The organism is Paenibacillus sp. CAU 1782 (assembly GCF_054551715.1).
In genome coordinates, this window is record NZ_JBTOLL010000001.1 from 1,783,166 (window position 1) to 1,800,954 (window position 17,789).

10 protein-coding genes are annotated in these 17,789 nt (G+C 52.5%); 1 reads left to right on the forward strand and 9 read right to left on the reverse strand.

The features are described from left to right. Window positions 1-5 precede the first annotated feature (5 nt). Complete coding sequence (locus ACX93W_RS08460) at window positions 6-1,079, forward strand: efflux RND transporter periplasmic adaptor subunit (protein ID WP_459391852.1); 1,074 nt, start codon at window positions 6-8, stop codon at window positions 1,077-1,079. A 1,433-nt stretch (window positions 1,080-2,512) separates the two neighbouring features. Here ACX93W_RS08460 and ACX93W_RS08465 read toward each other — a convergent pair. The 9 genes from ACX93W_RS08465 to ACX93W_RS08505 all read right to left on the reverse strand — a co-directional run bounded on the left by ACX93W_RS08465 (window position 2,513) and on the right by ACX93W_RS08505 (window position 17,716). Then, on the reverse strand, window positions 2,513-4,408 hold the full coding sequence (locus tag ACX93W_RS08465; RefSeq protein ID WP_459391853.1) for a DUF2264 domain-containing protein: 1,896 nt from the start codon (window positions 4,406-4,408) through the stop codon (window positions 2,513-2,515). 12 nt (window positions 4,409-4,420) lie between these two features. Then, a complete protein-coding gene (locus tag ACX93W_RS08470; RefSeq protein WP_459391854.1) occupies window positions 4,421-5,548 on the reverse strand; it encodes a glycoside hydrolase family 88 protein in 1,128 nt (375 codons plus the stop codon). Window positions 5,549-5,934: 386 nt separating this feature from the next. After that, window positions 5,935-6,846, reverse strand: a complete 912-nt coding sequence (locus ACX93W_RS08475; RefSeq protein ID WP_459391855.1) for a DUF6612 family protein — start codon at window positions 6,844-6,846, stop codon at window positions 5,935-5,937. A gap of 260 nt (window positions 6,847-7,106) precedes the next feature. Further along, on the reverse strand, window positions 7,107-8,801 hold the full coding sequence (locus ACX93W_RS08480) for an ABC-F family ATP-binding cassette domain-containing protein (RefSeq protein WP_459391856.1): 1,695 nt from the start codon (window positions 8,799-8,801) through the stop codon (window positions 7,107-7,109). A gap of 509 nt (window positions 8,802-9,310) precedes the next feature. After that, window positions 9,311-9,442 carry a hypothetical protein gene (locus ACX93W_RS08485; protein WP_459391857.1) on the reverse strand — a complete coding sequence of 44 codons (132 nt, stop codon included), beginning with the start codon at window positions 9,440-9,442 and terminating at the stop codon, window positions 9,311-9,313. A gap of 116 nt (window positions 9,443-9,558) precedes the next feature. Beyond that, window positions 9,559-13,539 carry a thiol reductant ABC exporter subunit CydD gene (gene cydD / locus ACX93W_RS08490; protein WP_459391858.1) on the reverse strand — a complete coding sequence of 1,327 codons (3,981 nt, stop codon included), beginning with the start codon at window positions 13,537-13,539 and terminating at the stop codon, window positions 9,559-9,561. A 46-nt stretch (window positions 13,540-13,585) separates the two neighbouring features. Then, window positions 13,586-14,596 (reverse strand): cytochrome d ubiquinol oxidase subunit II, encoded by a 1,011-nt coding sequence (cydB, locus tag ACX93W_RS08495; RefSeq protein ID WP_459391859.1) that lies wholly within the window; start codon window positions 14,594-14,596, stop codon window positions 13,586-13,588. 133 nt (window positions 14,597-14,729) lie between these two features. Then, entirely contained in the window at window positions 14,730-16,127 is a 1,398-nt protein-coding gene (locus ACX93W_RS08500) for a cytochrome ubiquinol oxidase subunit I (RefSeq protein WP_459391860.1), read from the reverse strand. A gap of 248 nt (window positions 16,128-16,375) precedes the next feature. Continuing rightward, window positions 16,376-17,716: an ABC transporter substrate-binding protein gene (locus ACX93W_RS08505; RefSeq protein ID WP_459391861.1), complete on the reverse strand. Its 1,341-nt coding sequence runs from the start codon at window positions 17,714-17,716 to the stop codon at window positions 16,376-16,378. Between the last annotated feature and the right edge of the window lie 73 nt (window positions 17,717-17,789).

The following is a 17,789-nucleotide window of genomic DNA, read 5'->3' on the forward strand; positions in this document are numbered from 1 at the left end:
TACATATGGCAAAATGGATCAAAATCATAATTGCACTTCTGCTGCTGGCAGGCGGCGGCTACTGGGCATACACCCAATTCAAGCCCGAGCCTGCTCCGGTGTTAGAGGCTCAACCTCCCATCACCTTCGAGGTGACGCAGGAGACGATAAGCCAAAGCATTCAGGTGAAAGGCAAATCGGCCTATGCCGAAGAAACAGAAATTTATGCGCCGGTAGGCGGCAAAGTATCCAGCTGGAACAAAAAAAGCGGCGATTTAGTCAAAAAGGGAGATTTGCTGCTATCCCTGGAAACAAAGTCCCTTCAATCCGAAATTAAAAACATGGAAGCCGATATCCGCAAATCCAGGCTGGAAATCAAGCAGCAGGAATTGGCACAATCGCAGTCAAATGGCGAAACGGTCGGTGATACAGAGGATGCACGAAAAACAGCGGCGTTGGACAGGGAAAACAAACGTTTGGCGTATGAGCTAAGCCAGGAATCCTTGTCTATTAAGGAGTCGGAATTAGCCCAGAAAAAAACAGCCCTGGCATCTGCTACAGTTGCAGCACCGGCTTCCGGCGTGTTTGTATACGCGGATCCGGAATCCAAAACCCAAATGCTGTCGGAAGGACAGCTGGTAGGCAAAATCATCAACACCGAGCTGATTCAATTCAAAAGCACCATTTCCGAGCAATATATTAACCAGGTCAAGCCCGGCATGCCCGTCCAGGTTCAACTGCAAAGCAATAAGGAGCAGAAATTTACAGGCGAAATCAAAGGCGTCTCGCGCTTCCCTAGCGCTAATTCCGGCGGCGATGCCTCACAGCCTTCCCAATTCGACATTGTTGTCAGCCTGCAGGCCGACCAGCTGCTGATCGGCGGATTAACGCTGGAAGGCCAGATCGAAACGCAGCGCAAAGAAAACGCAACCGTTGTTCCAACGCTCGCCATTATGCGCGAAGGCGATACCGCTTATGTAACCCTGGATAAAGGCAACGGCGAAACTGCACGCCAGGATTTAAAAACAGGAATGGAAGTAGACGACAAAACGGAAGTTTTGGAAGGGCTAAAACCCGGGGATATGGTTGTTCTGGAATAGCAGGATTCTGAGAGTAACAGGTTGAAAAGTAGTGGCAGTATCGAGTAAGAGAGACGGAATTAGACATCAGACATCAACATCAGACATCAGACATCAGACATCAGACATCAGACATCAGACATCAGACATCAGACATCAGACATCAGACATCAGACATCAGACATCAGACATCAGACATCAGACATCAGACATCAGACATCAGACACTATTCTGATCTGTATAAGATGAAGCCGTCAAATAAGTAATCTGCGAACTAAAAAAGTTGGTGGGGAAACGAACGAATCTCGTTTCCCTACCAACTTTTTTTATGTTTGTGTCTGTTTCTGTACGGTCCATCTTTTCACGCAGCATACGTTTGTTCCAACAGAAGATATCCGCTTAGTCGTTAATCTTTAATGGACATAGATGTCCATTAAACGCATAAATTGCATTTTTTTCATTTCTAACGGTCATTTTTGTCCATTAGAACCCAAAAATGCGAAATATTCGTTGTTTTTTTGCTGTAACGGACATATTTGACCGTTACAACAGGAATAATCGTAAAAATGGCTTCTAATGGTCATATTTGACCGTTAGCGTGTTTGATCGTTCAAAAATGCTACTACAAACGAACCAACTTTGTGTACGACCTCGCTTCGAATTCGGTATTTCTGCCAGTTCGACATCTCTCCCAGTACGGTATTTCTGCCAGTTCCATCTCTCCACGAGTCGGTACCTCTAAGAGTCGGTATCTCTGCCAGTAAGCACTTTGGTCAGTATGACCTTCTGGCAGTTGGGCGTGTAGACAGTGGGATATTGAGACAAATCGAATCACACATATACTCACTCTAGCAGTAAAGCTTTCAGCTGTTATGACCATCCGCCATTTCGGTACTCGGCCGGCTCAGCTTCAGCTTTTATGACCATCCGCCATTACAATACTCGGCCGGCTCAGCTTCAGCTTTTATGACCATCCGCCATTACAATACTCGGCCAGCTCAGCTTCAGCTTTTATGACCATCCGCCATTTCGGTACTCGGCCAGCTCAGCTTCAGCTTTTATGACCTTCCCGAATTACGGTACTCGGCCAGCTCAGCTTCAGCTGTTATGAGCTTCCCGAATTACGGTACTCGGCCAGCTCAGCTTCAGCTGTTATGACCTTCCAGAATTACGGTACTCAGCAAGCTAAGCTTTCAGCTGTTATGTCCTTCCGGAATTAGGTACTCGGCCGGCTCAGCTTTCAGCTGTTATGACCATCCGCCATTACGGTACTTGGCCAGCTCAGCTGTCAGGCGTTACGACCTTCCCGAATTACGGTACTCGGCCGGCTCAGCTTTCAGCTGTTCTGACCTTCCGCCAATACTCTTCTCGCCTGTTCAGTCAGCACGGCAACTGCCTTGGGCCAACAAGCTCTCTGCCCCTGGCGGGCTACCGGCTTTACGCTCCGGCGTATGCTAATCGCGCAGCCTGATCTCCAGGCCCGTTTTATCGGGACTGCCAGGCATAAAGATTGTCATTGAATTACCGTCGCCGTCTACTGAAGCAACAGGTACTCCGTCCCATACCTCCAGTAGCTTCCCGGAAAGAGAATCGGCGCCCTCATCGCTTGCTGCCGCCGGTTGGCCGTAAAAGGCTGCGGCCAGCCAGGTAACGCCAGGCTGAATGCTCTCCGTCAAGGTTGGAATAACCGTGCGCGGATGCAGGACGTTTGTATTGGCATTGGCAAAATTCGCTTCGCTTGCCGCCCACCCGTGCAATGCTTTTGCGCCAACCGTTCCATATGCCGAGCTTACCACCGTTTCCTTATCTCCACGATGTTCCTGTACCGGCGCATCGCCGATGCCAAGCGCAAATCCGCCATCCGCAGCGTCCAGCCGGCGAGCCGTCTCGATGCGATGGATACGGACATGCCAAGGAGCGCCCGCAATCAGCCAGGTGGAAACCTCAACATCATGCCACGGCTTCCATTTCATAACTATGATATTTCCGTTAATGCTGTATTCCTCGATTGTTCGTTTAACGCGGTACAGATTGTCCCCTTCGCTCAGCGCCAGCATGGAGTCCGGGGCGGATTGCGCCAGCCCCCATTCGGCGCGCGGCACGCTAAAGCCAAAGCGGTTGGAATAAACAAACTTTTCATATTTGGCCGATGTATGCGTATGAAAATTCGTTGTTGTGCATCCGGCGTTAAACGCCAATAGATGAGTCCGTTCCGGCTGCCGCGTTATGATCATTCTTGGCTCAGCCTGAACATGGCTGCGCCCCAGCGCCGGCAGCGGCAATTCTTCCGCTGTCCAGAAAGGATGGTCGTCGCCAAAAGCAAGCGGCAGAAACGATTTCAACGCCCAATACGGCGAACCTGGCGAATTGTAGTTTTCGCTCATGATCAGATTGGGATAGCCGTAACCGATGCTCAGCGTACCGTCGGACAAAAAGATCGGCTGCTTGAACCACCACCGCAAATGGCGGAGCATAATGCCTTTAATGACGCCTGGCGCAAACGTCTCTACGCCGGAATAAACCAAAGCGCCCCAGAACGCCGCCTGCGAAAACCGGTAAGCGAGGCTTCGTCCATACGGCAAGGCATCTCCCTCTTCGGCAAACCAATAAATAAAGGATTTGGCGAATAACGAAGCTCGCTCCCTGAACAACGCGGCACGCCGGGGGTCCTCATTCTCCATGAGCTTTGCATACAACAGGCCGTAGTAGTGAATCGCAAAAGGTCCGTAATAATCGCAATGAGCCTGAATGCCGTCCGCATACCAGCCGTTGCCCAAATAAAACTCCTCGATCCGAATCAACTGCTTCTCCATCCGTTCCTTGTCGTAAGGCCTGCCGATATTGCGGAAGCCCAGGCATACAAGCACATGGAAAAACAGCCAATTGCAATCGTGAAGCTCGCGGCTGCCGATTTGGTTCAGCCAATTATACAGTCTGTCCTGTTGAGTCTCGTTTAATGGCTCCCATAGCTTCTCCGGCACCAGGGCAAGCCCCAGGCCAAACGCCGCCATTTCCACCAGCAGCTGATCATAGTTGCCGACTTCGCCCCAATATTCGGGATGATCGGGATTTGTCCCGTTAATGACGCCTTCCCGCACAATCTCCCAATGGGAGCTGTCTCCGCCGCCTGCCGTCAGGGGGATCAACCCCCAAAGCACGCGGGAGAAACCTTCTACGCCAGCTTTGGCGCTGGAATATCCCGTTCCGGTCACGCCAAGCTGAAGCCTTGCTTTGCCTTCGCTGTAAAATCCGACAAGCGGCTGGCACAGCTGTTCCAGAGCAAGCCGCAAGTCCTGCTTTGTTTTAAGCGGGTTATAGCTAATAGGGTGTTGTTTAAAAGCTGTCTCCATAAAACCCACTCCTTACCAGAACAATTCGCCATGGCCCTGCAGCCGCGAAATGCCCTCCGCAAAAAAGTAATCGCCGTAAATAAGCGGCACATCGATGTTTCTGCCCTCGGGGAAGTGGCTTGTCCCGTGCAGAATCAAGCCCTGCTCGTTTTCGTCATCCCACGCGCCGCAGATGGTGTACAGGCTATGCAATATCCCTTCGCCGGCTTCGCGGTATAGCGCGCTTTGCTCTTCCGATACCAGCTCCGACAGCAATAACAGTCCGCAAGCAGCGCAAGCGCCTGCAGAAGTGTCGAGATGGCGCGGAACGCCGGTTGGCAAGCGGAAATCCCAAACCGGCAGTTTATCCGCAGGCAGATTGGCAATAAAATAATTAGCGGTCTGTTGCGCCGCGTGCAGGAAACGTATGTCGCCGGTATAGCGGTAACTTAGCGCCATCCCGTAAATCGCCCAGGACGCGCCCCTGGACCAAGCCGAATGCTCCGAATAGCCTTGTCCGCCGTTGACTCCAATCTTTTCGCCGCTTTCGGGATCAAAAATGACGATATGGCGAACCGAGCCGTCGGGATCAATAAAGTGCTGAAGCACCGTGTCCGCATGCTGCGCCGCTAAATGGCGGAATCTAGGGTCGCCCGTTTCACGGGACGCCCAATACAACAATGGAAGATTCATCATGCAATCGATGATCGCCCATCCTGCATTGGTTTCGCCCGGTCTCCACGGGTTCCAGGCCCGTATGTAGCGCCCCTGGACGTTAAAACGGCCCGCCAATACGCTTGCGGCAAGCAAAGCGCGTCTACGCGATGCCGTATCGCCGGTCAGCTTGTATCGCGCAACGCTGGTCAATTGCCACATAAAGCCCAAATCATGGTCCAGGCGGTCAAATTCAGCCAATACCTGATCCAGCTGGCTTTCGCAGCTTTCTGCTATATTTTTCAAGGATTCGTCGCTTGTATCCCGGTAAACCAGCCATAACAATCCCGGCCAGAATCCCGCCGTCCACCAGTGGGGCGCTTCAAGCACGTATTGGCCGTTTACGCTGGCGTGAGGAAAGCGGTTTCCAATTTCTTTGCTCGTACGAGACACTTTGCGCACAATGGCGTCCCATGCCTCCTGTTTCCATTCCGTCATCTCTGTCATCCCTTCATCCATCAGATTGATTTCAATGAAACCGATTACAATTATGTCTATGGGCCTTTGCTAATATGATACGTCATCCCGGGGAAGAACGGAATGCTTTTTCTCTCTTCTTTTTATACATTCTATTACTTTTTAGAAGGAGCCTTGCCCGAAACCTGTACTATTCTACGAAAAAGCTGTCATATTAAGCGCTCCCGGCAATACGCCAAAAAGGAATGCGCAGGTACAAAAAAGGGTGCAAAAAACGAAAAAAATGGAGCGGAAACAGTAACGTTTCGCTCCAACTATTCGTTGCCATAATCCAGCTGCTTGGGGTTAGCAACATTAGCTGAATTTTAGTTCGGGGCTGCTTTGACAGCCCCTTGCCGTAATGCCGGCATTGCGTATTACAGACCGTCCATGGAAGGCGCATTAAGCGCCTCTTCCGGCACTTCGATTTTGCTGATTTCATTATGCTTGGAATAGGTAGTAGTCATATCCTGAATCAATGCCGTTTTTTGGTCGCCGGCTCCGATCACCATATCGGTATAAACCTTAACAACGGTCGGGTAGTAGTTAGCCTTATCGATTTCAAAATAATATTCCATATCATTGATTTGAATATCGGCACCGGACATTCCCGCCGCGTCCAGATTATCCGTGATCAAATCGTTAAGACCATCGCCGCTTGCTTTGAATTGAATGACATATTTGTCGTCCTTTTCATCAATGACCAACTTGTCGAGATAGTCCGCAAGCTGCTCCAATTGATGGGAAGGATCCATAGATTCGCTGCTCATGCCTTGCATCAATTCGCCTGCCAATTCCAGCGGGAATTTAAACCAGCTGCCGCTTGTCGGGTCTTGCATGAAGTAGCCCTCGGGCGTCATATAAGACTCAAAGCTTTGTTTCTGGCCATCCATTGCAACTTCCGTCAGCTGATAAAAAGCAATTTCCGGCTTCATGACAACATCCATCGTCATAGAGGTTACCGTATTAACAGCTTGTCCGCCCATATCCATTTTCTGATCGGCAACAATCGTTGCGGCAAAGCTGTCCAGGCTGGAGGCGCTACCCAATACCTTTTTGAACAATTCCTTGTCGGCTTCCGAAACATTGCCTTCTGCTTCCTCTTTCGGTTCTTCCGTTTCTGCCGGTTCACTCTCGGGGCTTGCTTCGCCCCCGGTAACCTCTGTAGCTGGAGCTGCGCTAGGCGTCTGCTCTTTTGTACCTCCGCCGCATGCCGCCAATACAATGGCCAAGGCAAGCAACATCATCATTGTAAATACCCCTGATTGCTGAAGCTTCTTGCTGATCAAAATATCCACACTCCTCTTTTGTTTCAAAACAACAGAGAAGAATATATCATATATTTCCGTAATGTTCCAGCACCGTATGTCCTAATCAATTCAATAATATCCCATATATTCCCTCGTAACATAGGAATAAAGCATTATAAATAATTACTTTTGTGATTACTCCCAAAACTTCCTGAGACCGCTCTATTACAGCGATGCTTCAACAATTTTTCCGAAATTCATGAAAAGGAGTTATTTTAGGAAAAAAGTCTCATTTTAGGTTATCGATTGTCACAAAAGTTTTTGGCCCGTTCCAGCTTTCCATGCTTCAATTGGTAAACCTCGCCACGTAACGCCGACCTGAATTTTCGGTCATGCGATACGGCGATAACGGTTCCGGGAAATGCGGATAACGCCTCTTCCAATTGCTCCATCAAGTCGGGACTAAGATGATTAGTCGGCTCATCGAGCAGCAGAAGATTGGCGCGGGAAACAATCAACCTGGCAAGTTGAAGCTTGCGAAGCTGACCCGGGCTAAGCTGCGTCAGCTTTTTCTCCAGCTCGCGGGGGTGGAACAGTCTTGTCGCCAACAGTTCCGAACGAAAATCCTCCTCATAGCCGATCCGGTCCAAACGGTAGGCATCCATCAGAGACAGGCTCCGGGCATCTATCTCATTTGTTCCTTGTAAAAAGGCAGCCTCCGCTCCTTGCTCCAAATAACCGATATTGATGCCTTCTCCAATGAACACTGAGCCGCTATCCGGTTTTGCCGCACCTCCCAAAAGATCAAGCAAAGTCGTTTTGCCCGATCCGTTTGGACCTGTGATGAGGATTCTTGTCCCCGCTTTTACCGTCAATTCGACTTCCTGAAGAAGTTCCCGCTGTCCCGGATAACCCTTGCAGGCGCCAATGACCGACAAGGCAACCCCAACCTCCTGCTCTTCCGGCCGAAAATCAAGCTGGAACGACAACGGCTGCGGCGGTTTCTCGATTTTACGGGCAAGTAGCTGCTCCAGCTTGACCTCGGCATTCCGCACATTTCTGGAAATGGCATTTTGCACGCGTCCCTTAAAATAATGGGGAATAAATTTGTCCTTGTCCCTGGCAGGACGGTTATGGCCAACTTGACGTCCCGACTTGCTCATTCGCTCCTGTAGCCGTTCCATCTCCTCCTCCTGCTGCCGATAGCTCTCCTCCCACCGGATAAGCTCCTTCGCCTTGCACTGTTTGTAATGGTCATAATCTCCGGGATACGTTCTGCAGGTTGACGTATAGTCGTCTACTTCGATAATGACATTGGCGCAGCGATTCATAAAATGCCGGTCATGGGAAGACATCAGCACAGTGCCGGGATAGGCGGACAAATAAGACTCCAGCCAGGACAATGCTCCTTCGTCCAAATGATTGGTGGGTTCATCCAGAAGCAGCAGATCCGGCGTTTCGATCAGTAGCGCCGCGAGGCCGACCCGGGTTTGCTGGCCGCCGGATAATGTGGCTAGACGACGCTCCTCATCCAACTGGCCGAGGCCAAGCCCTTCCATAACAAGCCTCGTTCGATAGTCCAAATCATACCCGCCGCACTGCTGAAATCGGCTCTCCGCTGTGCCGTATGCAGCCATGGCTGCATCCAGCTCCCTGCCCTCCGCTGTCGCAAGCCTGGCCGAAAGCTCTTCCAGATTCCGCTGCAGCTCTACCAGTTCATGCTGAGAGTCGGCAATGTATTGGGCAATCGTGACAGGCCTCTCCACGGATAAGGTTTGCGGCAAATAACCGATCGTTATATCGCTTGCAAGCGCGATATCACCGTGATCCGCTTCCTCCAAACCCATTACAAGCTTTAAGATCGTCGATTTCCCCGATCCGTTTGCGCCTGCCAAAGCTGCTTTTTTGCCTTTCGGCAGCTCAAAGGACGCCTGATTTAAAACGATATGATCGCCATAAATTTTTATAATTTGCTGAAATGATATCATGGTCATTAGGTTACCTCCTTCGTTGAACTGAACGTCGGTTGCGGCATCCCTATATGAGGCAATTCCAACTTTCGTAATGCGCAAAAAAGCTGCGAATGCAGACGCACTCGCAGCGAAAAATCGGATATAGGCCATGACAGGCAAACGGGGATGAATTGCTGTGAGAAATGCCGCATTGCGGCAACCAGACCTGTCATCTAATGACATAACAAATTGGTTATTATATTCTCAACCCGTTGCTTGCTTTTATAAAAATGGCGGTATCCCGACGATCTTCCAACATGAGCTTGCTTCACAACCGGGACGGACAGACTCCTCCCGTTGCCGCTGCTTATGAGGCAGCGTCTGCATTCCATATTCCTATTCATATAGGGATTAGATTGCAAGCAAATGCTCCATGTCGATTGGGATACCACCTTTCATCAATTCTTATTTACAGTCGCGCTCTATTATTTTAGCTTCCTTGCCCTGTTTTTGCAACAAATGTCGGCTCTATATAAGTTGAACAAAAACATTTAGCTGCCTTGCTCGTTCGGGCCAGCAGCAAAAGCCCGCTCGCCATCAAGTTTGGAGTTCAGCACCCCGCTTAATGGACTGCAAAGAATGGATACCGCCAGAGCAGCACTAACATATATCTTTCGAGACACATCATAACCCCTTCCAGCATGATACGCCGATTAAATTTGACACTGAACATCATGCCATTTCTGTGTTTTCGGGTTATCATCGAAATATGAAGGCTTCGTAGTCGAATGCGCTTGGATTACGCCAAATGACGCTCCCAAGTCTCCTGCTGCTGCAGGTTCCACATGCGCCAATACCAGCCTCTCCGGCTTAGCAGCCGCTCATGGGTTCCCCGCTCGCAAACCCTGCCTTCATGCAGCACCAAAATTTCGTCCATTTCCTCTAATCCCGCCAGCTTATGCGTGATCCATAAAAGAGCCTTATCGGCTAAAAGCTCCTTCATCTGGTTGCCAAACGCCTGCTCCGTTAAAGCGTCCAGCCCCGTCCCGGGTTCGTCGAACAGCAATGCCGGCGCATTGCAGACCAATGCGCGGGCCAAGGCAAGCCGCTGACGTTCGCCGCCGGACAACTTGGCTCCCCACTCGCCAATTGCCGTATTGTAGCCTTGCGGCAGCTTGTCGATCATTCCGTCAATCAGCGCGCTGCGTGCCGCTTCCATCAGCTCCGCATCCGTGGCTTCGGCGCGGCCCAGCCGCAGGTTGTCGGCGACCGAAGCATTAAACAATTGCACGTTTTGCGATACAACCGCAAATTGCGAGCGGGCTTCCGCTGCCGTCATTTCCCGCAGCGATGTCTCATTGATTTGTATGGTTCCCTGCTCGAAGGGCCTCAGCTTGAGCAGAAGCTGCAGCAGTGTGCTTTTCCCCGCTCCGCTTTCTCCGACAATCGCCACCTTTTTCCCTTTTTCCAGCACCAGAGATAGATTGTCCAGAGCATAAGGCCGGGCGGACGAGTACCGGAAGGATAGATGACTGATTTCCATTCCCCAGCCCTGCTCCGCTTTATGAGCCGCCGCTTCCGCTTCAGAAGTCGCCGCAGCTTCGCAATGCTGTACCGCGAACCGGGGAACGCAGCTTTCAGCGATTGGTTGAACCGGGTTGCCAAGCTCATGGTCCGATCGCTGCGAGGCCTTCGTCTCCTTCTGCCTCATTGCCTCCTTATCCTGCTGCCATTGGTCTGACTCATCAGCCAGCCTCAGCAGTCTGCTCCCCGCAGCCATCGTTTGCGAATAATGCTGGAACGCTTGCGGCAGGGGCAGTAGCGATTCGAAGCATGCAAATCCCGCCAGCATCAGCGCGGGTATCATGTAGCCTTGTATTTGGCCGGAGCCCGTCAATGGAATCAGAATCAGGAGCAGCAGCCACATCGTCAGGTTGGCGAGTCCGGACATCATGCCGCCTGTTAACGCCGTTATCACGTTTTGCACCTTTTGATAGCGGTCAAGCTTCCCTTGAAGCTCTCTGATGCGCTTCTGCCGCTCCCCCGTTCTGCCATATAAGGACAACGCCTCCAGCCCGCCCAGCAAATCGGAGGTTTCGTCATACAATGCGGAGCGGTCTTGCACGAAGCAACTCGCCCCTCTTTTGCCAAAAATATGGCCGAGCCACGGTACAGCAAACCCCGACAGAACCAGCATGCCCACCAGCGCCAAAGCCAACGAAGCATGCTCGCGCGCCATAATGAAGCCGCCCAGCACAGCGGCAAGCAGCGCCACGAACGGAGGCGCAATGATGCGCAAATACAGATTTTGCATGTGCTCCACGTCGCTGATGACCGAACTCAGCAAATCGCCGCTGCGTTTGCGTTCCAGAAGCCTTACGCCTTGCGGCTCCAGCTTTTCGTAGAGCCAGGTTCGCAATTGCTTAAGTATCCGAAAGGTGAGGTCATGAGCCACAAGCCGCTCCAAATAGCGAAAAATGCCGCGGGCAATGCCGAAAAAGCGGACGCCCACGATTGGCACGTAAAGCAGCAATATATTTTCCGGCCGCAGGGCCGCCTTGGCAATCAAATATCCCGAAACGCCCATTAAGCCGGCATTAGCCGCCACCGTAGCAAATCCGATCAACACGGCAACCAGCATTCTCCATTTGTAAGGAGCGACAAATCGGAGCAGCCTGCACAATACGGCAAAATGATTGCCAGAGCGATCTTGTCGCACAGCTGCTTGAGGCAGCGAATGGACAGTATTCTCCACCGGGCCTGGCTCATTTGGGCCGCTTTGCTCGACGAATGCGGTCTGCTCGGCAGGTACGTCTTGATCGACAGAGATACTCCCTTCGGGGGAGACGCTCTGCCCAACAGGAACCCGCTGTTCGGCAGGTGCGCTATGTTCAGCAGGTGCGCTATGTTCGGCAGCTGCGCTCTGCTTTACGGAGACACCTTGCTTTAGAGAGACGCTTTGGTCCATCCAAGCGCCATTGTTTGCCTCGGTCTGCACACTACCGTCATGCGTCGCATCGGAATAACGGCTTTCCTCCAGCTCCGAGGTTTCGCTTATGCCGCCGGAAGCCCTGCACATGCTGGCATATAGCCCTCCCGCCTCCAGCAAGGCTTCCGGCGTGCCGTCCTCTACCACCCTTCCTCCCGCAATGACCAAAATTCGATCCGCGTCATGGATGGTGTGAAGCCGATGGGCTGCTGTGACTGAGGTGCGTCCCCGGAGCTTTTCCTTCAAGCTCTGCATCAATGCCGCTTCGTTGCCGGCATCAATCGCAGCAGTCGGCTCGTCGAGCAGCACAAGCGGCGCATCCCGCAGTAGCGCGCGGGCAAGCGCGATTCGCTGAATTTGCCCGCCCGACAGACGGGCGCTTTCATCCAGTACGGTATCGTAACCCCATGGCAAAGCCCCAATAAAGCCATCCGCTTCCGCCGCCATTGCCGCCGCCCGGACTTCCTTGTCGCTAGCGCCGGGTTTGCCGAGCCGAATATTGTCTCTCACCGTGCCATGAAACAGATGCGGCCTTTGAGGCAGCACCGAAAGCCGGCTCCGCCAGCTCTCCATGGACAGCTCCGCCATATCGGTCCCATCGATCAAAATCCGGCCTGAGCCAGGTTTGATAAATCCCTGAAGCAATCCAATAATCGTACTTTTGCCCGCTCCGCTTGGCCCCGCCAACGCCAGCCGCTTGCCGGGCTCCAGTTCAAACGATACGCCGTCAAGCGCGGGATGTTCCTCCCCTTGCCTTTGCACCGTCACGTTGTCAAAAACGATGTGGAAGCCGTTGACGGAAGCCGCGGGTTTCACCGCTCCCTCCCGCTCTATCCACCCGGGCGGATCGGCCTCCAAAATATCAAAAATACGGGAGATGGCGCTCATCCCGTTTTGACCGGAATGAAACTGGGAGCCAAGGGTCCGAATTGGCGTATAAAACTCAGGCGCCAGCAGCAGCACCAAAAAGGCATGCTGAAAGCCGATGTCGCCTTCAACCAGCCGCAAGCCCAGGAAAACAGCGACAACGGCCGTGCTGAGCGAAGCGAACAGCTCCATCACAAACGCCGACAAAAAGGCCAGCCGCAGCGTCGCCATTGTTGAACGGCGGTGCTCCTCCCCGATTCGCGCGATAATGCCGATCTGCGCCTTGCTTCGGTTAAATATGGCCAGCGTCGGCAAGCCGCGCAATACCTCGTGAAAATGGCCGCCGAGCCGGCCGAGCAATTGGAATTGCTTGTCTGTTTTGGCCTTGGCCGCTTTGCCGATCAGAATCATGAACAATACGAGCAGCGGCATCGTCACTCCGAACACTGCCGCAGACAACAAGTCCGTGCCCGCCGTCACAACCAGCACGGCGACGGGAATAAAAGCGGAAATCGCCACTTGAGGCAAATATTTGGCCAAATAGTTCTCCAGATGTTCCACGCCTTCATAGGCGGTGCCGATCAATTCGCCGCTTCGTTCGCCTTTGGCGTATTCCGGGCCAAGCTCCGCAAGCTTGGCAATCAAGCGCAGCCTGAGCTCGCCCTTAATCCGTTGAGCCATCCGGGCGGATGTGTAGTCTGCCGCGGAATGCAGGAGCGAGCGAAGCGCAATGACGCCAAGCAGCACATACAGCACCGGCAGCAGCGCCGCAAGATCAAGCCCGCCAAGAAAAGCTCCGTCGACCGCCCGGGACATGAAGACCGCTTGCGCGATCAGCAGCAGGCCGCCCGCCGCGCCAAGCAGCACGCTAGCCGCAAACAGCTCCCGCGTCCCTTGTATCCGCTTGAACAATCCCTTGAACATATGAACTACCCCTTAATTATGCGTTGTCAAAAATCAGCGCCGGGAATTAGTAATCCAGGTGGTCGTTTGCGCTTACCCTTTTGCGGAACACCCAATACGTCCAAATCTGGTAGGCCAGCACCAGCGGAATCGTCGAAACGGCCACGATGGTCATCACCTTCAGCGTATACGCGTTGGAAGCCGCGTTGTAGATTGTCAGCGACCATTCCGGGTTCAGCGTGGAGATCATCACATTCGGGAACAGCAGCGAAAATACGGTAATCGTCGACAGAACGATAGTAGCTCCCGTCATAATGAACGCCCAGCCGTCGCGATTCGCCTTAATAAAGAAATGAACGGACAGCAGAGCCATCCCCGCCAATACCGGAACCATGCCGGGACTAATGCCCCTGGATGCAAACATATCCGTCTCAAAATAGCTCAATATCACAAACAACAGCAAAACAGCGCTTGTCCATGCGCCGATTTTTTGCGCGAATCCGCGCGCTTTCAGACGTATTTCCCCCTCTGTTTTGAGCGAAAGAAACAAGGCCCCGTGCAGAAGGAACAGCATAACCATGCTGGCTCCGCCCACAATGGAGTAAGGAGATAACAAATCCCAGAATGAGCCTACATAATTCATGTTTTCATCAATAGGCACGCCCCGCATCAGATTGGCCAGCGCTACGCCCCACAGCAGCGCCGGGAGAAAGCTTCCGATGCAAATAATCCAGTCCCACATGGAGCGCCATCTCGGATTTTCCAGCTTGCTGCGGAATTCAAAGGCGACTCCCCGCCCGATCAGCGCAAGCAGCATTAGAAACAGCGCCATGTAAAAGCCGCTGAACAAGGTAGCGTACCAGTTCGGAAACGCCGCAAACATGGCGCCGCCCGCCGTGATCAGCCATACCTCATTGCCATCCCAGAAAGGGCCGATCGTATTGATCAGCACCCGGCGTTCGGTATCGCTTTTGCCCAGAACAGGCGTCAACATGCCAACCCCGAAGTCAAAGCCCTCCAGGAAAAAAAATCCGATAAACAATACGGTTATCAAAATAAACCAAACGGTTTCCAGCATCCCTTATCGCCCCGCTTTCATTATTAATGAGCAGCCTTAAGCGCCGCTCCGTTCAAGCCAAGCTATAAAAGCCGAACAACCAAATCCCCCTGAATGATAGAGGTTAGCGGTTGTTCAACAGATATAGCAGCCGCTACAACATCGCGGATGGAGGCGTACGGTTTGTCACATCGTGTCCGGCATGATGCTTGGCTTCAACGTCGGCGCCTTGGCGAACCGTATGTACAACCAGATAGATGAAGGCGGCGGCGACCAAGCCGTAAACAACGGTAAAACCAATCAGCGTCGTGGCGACCATGCCGCTGGATACAAGCGGCGAAACGCCTTCGTTTGTTCGCTGCAGTCCAAACACGATCCATGGCTGTCTGCCAACCTCGGTCATAATCCAGCCCGATGTATTGGCAATAAAGGGCAGAGCGATAGCCGGAAGCATCCACTTCAAATAACGGGCCGAGCCTTCCACACGTCCACGGATTGCCTTGTAAGTGCCCAGCAGGCCAAGCAGGATCATCAGCATGCCGGCTCCCACCATAATGCGGAAGCTCCAGAAGGTTGTACGCACGGGCGGAATGTAATTTCCTCCTCCGTATTGCTGCACGTATTGATCTTGCAGCTCCAGCATGCCCGGCACGCTTCCGGTCAGCTTGTTGTAGGACAATACGCTGAGCAGGTAGGGAATTTCAACCTGAAAGGCATTTTCCTGCTTCACGGGGTCGATAGCGGCAAAAACCGTCCATGGAGCGCTTTCCCCGCTTGTATGCCACAAGCCCTCCGAAGCCGCCATTTTCATCGGCTGCGACGTCATCAGATGCTGTGCCTGATCATGTCCCGCAAACGCCGTCAGCAAGCTTGATACCAGCGCCACGACAATCGCGATATTGAATGAAGGGCGAAAAATGTCCAGCTGCTGCTTGCGCGCTATTTTGTACGCGCTGATTCCCGTCACAAAAAAAGCCCCCGTCGCAAATGCGCCAAATATAACATGCGGGAACTCCACCCATAGCTGCTTGTTGCCCAGCAGCGCGAAGAAATCCGTCATCTCCGCCCGGCCGTTGACAATCTGATAGCCGACCGGCTCCTGCATAAAGGAGTTGGCGCTTAGAATCCAAAGCGCTGACAGCGTGGCCGCTATGGCGACAAGCCAAATACACGCCAAATGGACCTTCTTGGACAAGCGGTCCCAGCCAAAAATCCAGATGCCGAGGAAGGTCGACTCCAGAAAAAAGGAAACGAGCGCTTCTACCGCAAGCGGTCCTCCAAACACAGCGCCGACAAAACGGGAATAATCCGCCCAGTTCATCCCGAACTGGAATTCCTGCATAATGCCGGTTACAACCCCTACGGCAAAGTTGAGCAAAAAGATTTTGCCCCAAAATTTCGCCATTTGCTTGTACTTCTCGTCGTCCCGGATGACATACATCGTCTGCATAAACGCGATCAAATACGCCAGTCCGATCGAGAGCGGCACGAACAAAAAGTGATAAATGGTCGTTACGCCGAACTGCAGCCTGGCTAGTTCAACTGCTTCCATCCCAACATCTCCTTTCAATGCTTTCATTATAGGAAGCAAACGCGCCATTTTAAGTGACATTCTGCACACAATAATGCAATTTATGTAAATTATTAACGCCATTTTGGGCCCGGGCAATCGTCACTGCCGCATCAAGCTCCCAACGCAAAAAAAAGCCGCAAGCGACGGATGCGCTTGCGGCTTAATGATTAATTGGGCTCATGGCTTGCAAACGAGATGAAAAGAACTTAGTTCCCTGCGTTCAGCGCCTATCCGTTACGCTTGATCAGGTCGTTATGGCGCTTCACGATGTTTTCCATCGTTTGATCCAGGCTGCGGGAGTTAAGGAAATAGTTTTCCATTTCCTCGGCGCGCAGATCGTTTAATTGAACCGGAACCGTGTTGATATAGGTTTCCTGGTTTCCGAACAGGACGTTTTTGAGCGAATCCAGATCATACAGCTGTTCATTTCCTTCCACCAGCTTTGCCATCGTTACGCTGTCGTCGACTTGGCCGGATGCCGGAATTCTTCCGCCCTTGCTGAGGTACGTGACGCCTTCGTCGGCATACCATTGCAGAAACTTCCACGCTTCCTCCTTATAAGCGGATTTGGGATTGATGGAAACAACGTCGCTGAGACCGCCTTCCATACGGAAATCGCTGCGCGCGCCGTCCGGACGAGGAACGGCTGCAAACGCGATTTTGAACTCGCGCGGATAATCGGTCAAATTGTTGGCGTTGCGGAAAATCCAGTTGCCTGCGCCAAACATCGCCGCTTCGCCTTTCAGGAAGGAGGCGTCAACCGGCATTTTGGTCGCAACCTGCTCGCCGTAAGTTGGCATGCTTTTGTCCTCATGCATCATCCGATGCCATGTCTCCAGCGAAGCCCGCGTTACCGGGGTATCCAGATTGGACACGCCGTCCTTCACAAAATCATTTTGCAGCTCGCCGTCCATATTGAAGGAAAACATATTGGTGCCCTGAACATAGCCGTATGTTGTATCCTGGCTAAGCCGCTTGGCGTATTCCGCCAAATCGCTTTGCGTCCAGTCCAGCGCCGGCAGCGGCAAGCCCGCCGCGTCCAACGCATCCTTGTTCAGCCAAATAAAGCTCTGCGAGGATACAGTCGGCAAGCCGTAATAGCCGTCTTCGAATTTCCAGGCTTTGACGGCCTCGCCCAATTTGCCTTCGATATCATAACCTTCCAGTTCGCTCAGGTTTAACGCGCTTCCCGCCTGAACCCGCTTCTCTACCATAAATTTGGCGTAGCTGATATACAAATCGATATTTTCGCCGGCGACAAGCGCCGTATCCAGCTTCAGATTGCCGCTGTCGTCATTGACGAAACGGACATACTCTACTTTGACATCTTCGTTGGCGTCATTCCATGCCTTGACCATATCCAGCGGGCCCGCTTCTTCCGGCACGCCGCCCCAAAACTTCAGCGTAATCGTCTTGCCGGAAGCTCCGCCGCTTCCTTCCGCAGTGGACGTAGCCGCTCCCCCGTTGCCATTGCTGCTCTCCGCGCCGCCGCCGCTGTTTCCGCAACCGCTTGCAAAAACGATTAGCGCAAGCAATCCCGGCAGCCACCATTTGAATTTCGCTTTCATTATGACAAACCTCCCCTTCATCTCTAAGCAGTTTCAGCCCCGAGGTTCCGGCAGCCCGGCAACTCTCTCATTG

Bases quoted from the DNA above. Each gene is read 5' to 3' on its own strand.
- ACX93W_RS08460 (WP_459391852.1), top strand. From the start codon at position 6: ATGGCAAAATGGATCAAAATCATAATTGCACTTCTGCTGCTGGCAGGC.
- ACX93W_RS08465 (WP_459391853.1), bottom strand. From the start codon at position 4,408: ATGGAGACAGCTTTTAAACAACACCCTATTAGCTATAACCCGCTTAAA.
- ACX93W_RS08470 (WP_459391854.1), bottom strand. From the start codon at position 5,548: ATGACAGAGATGACGGAATGGAAACAGGAGGCATGGGACGCCATTGTG.
- ACX93W_RS08480 (WP_459391856.1), bottom strand. From the start codon at position 8,801: ATGACCATGATATCATTTCAGCAAATTATAAAAATTTATGGCGATCAT.
- cydD (WP_459391858.1), bottom strand. From the start codon at position 13,539: ATGTTCAAGGGATTGTTCAAGCGGATACAAGGGACGCGGGAGCTGTTT.
- cydB (WP_459391859.1), bottom strand. From the start codon at position 14,596: ATGCTGGAAACCGTTTGGTTTATTTTGATAACCGTATTGTTTATCGGA.
- ACX93W_RS08500 (WP_459391860.1), bottom strand. From the start codon at position 16,127: ATGGAAGCAGTTGAACTAGCCAGGCTGCAGTTCGGCGTAACGACCATT.
- ACX93W_RS08505 (WP_459391861.1), bottom strand. From the start codon at position 17,716: ATGAAAGCGAAATTCAAATGGTGGCTGCCGGGATTGCTTGCGCTAATC.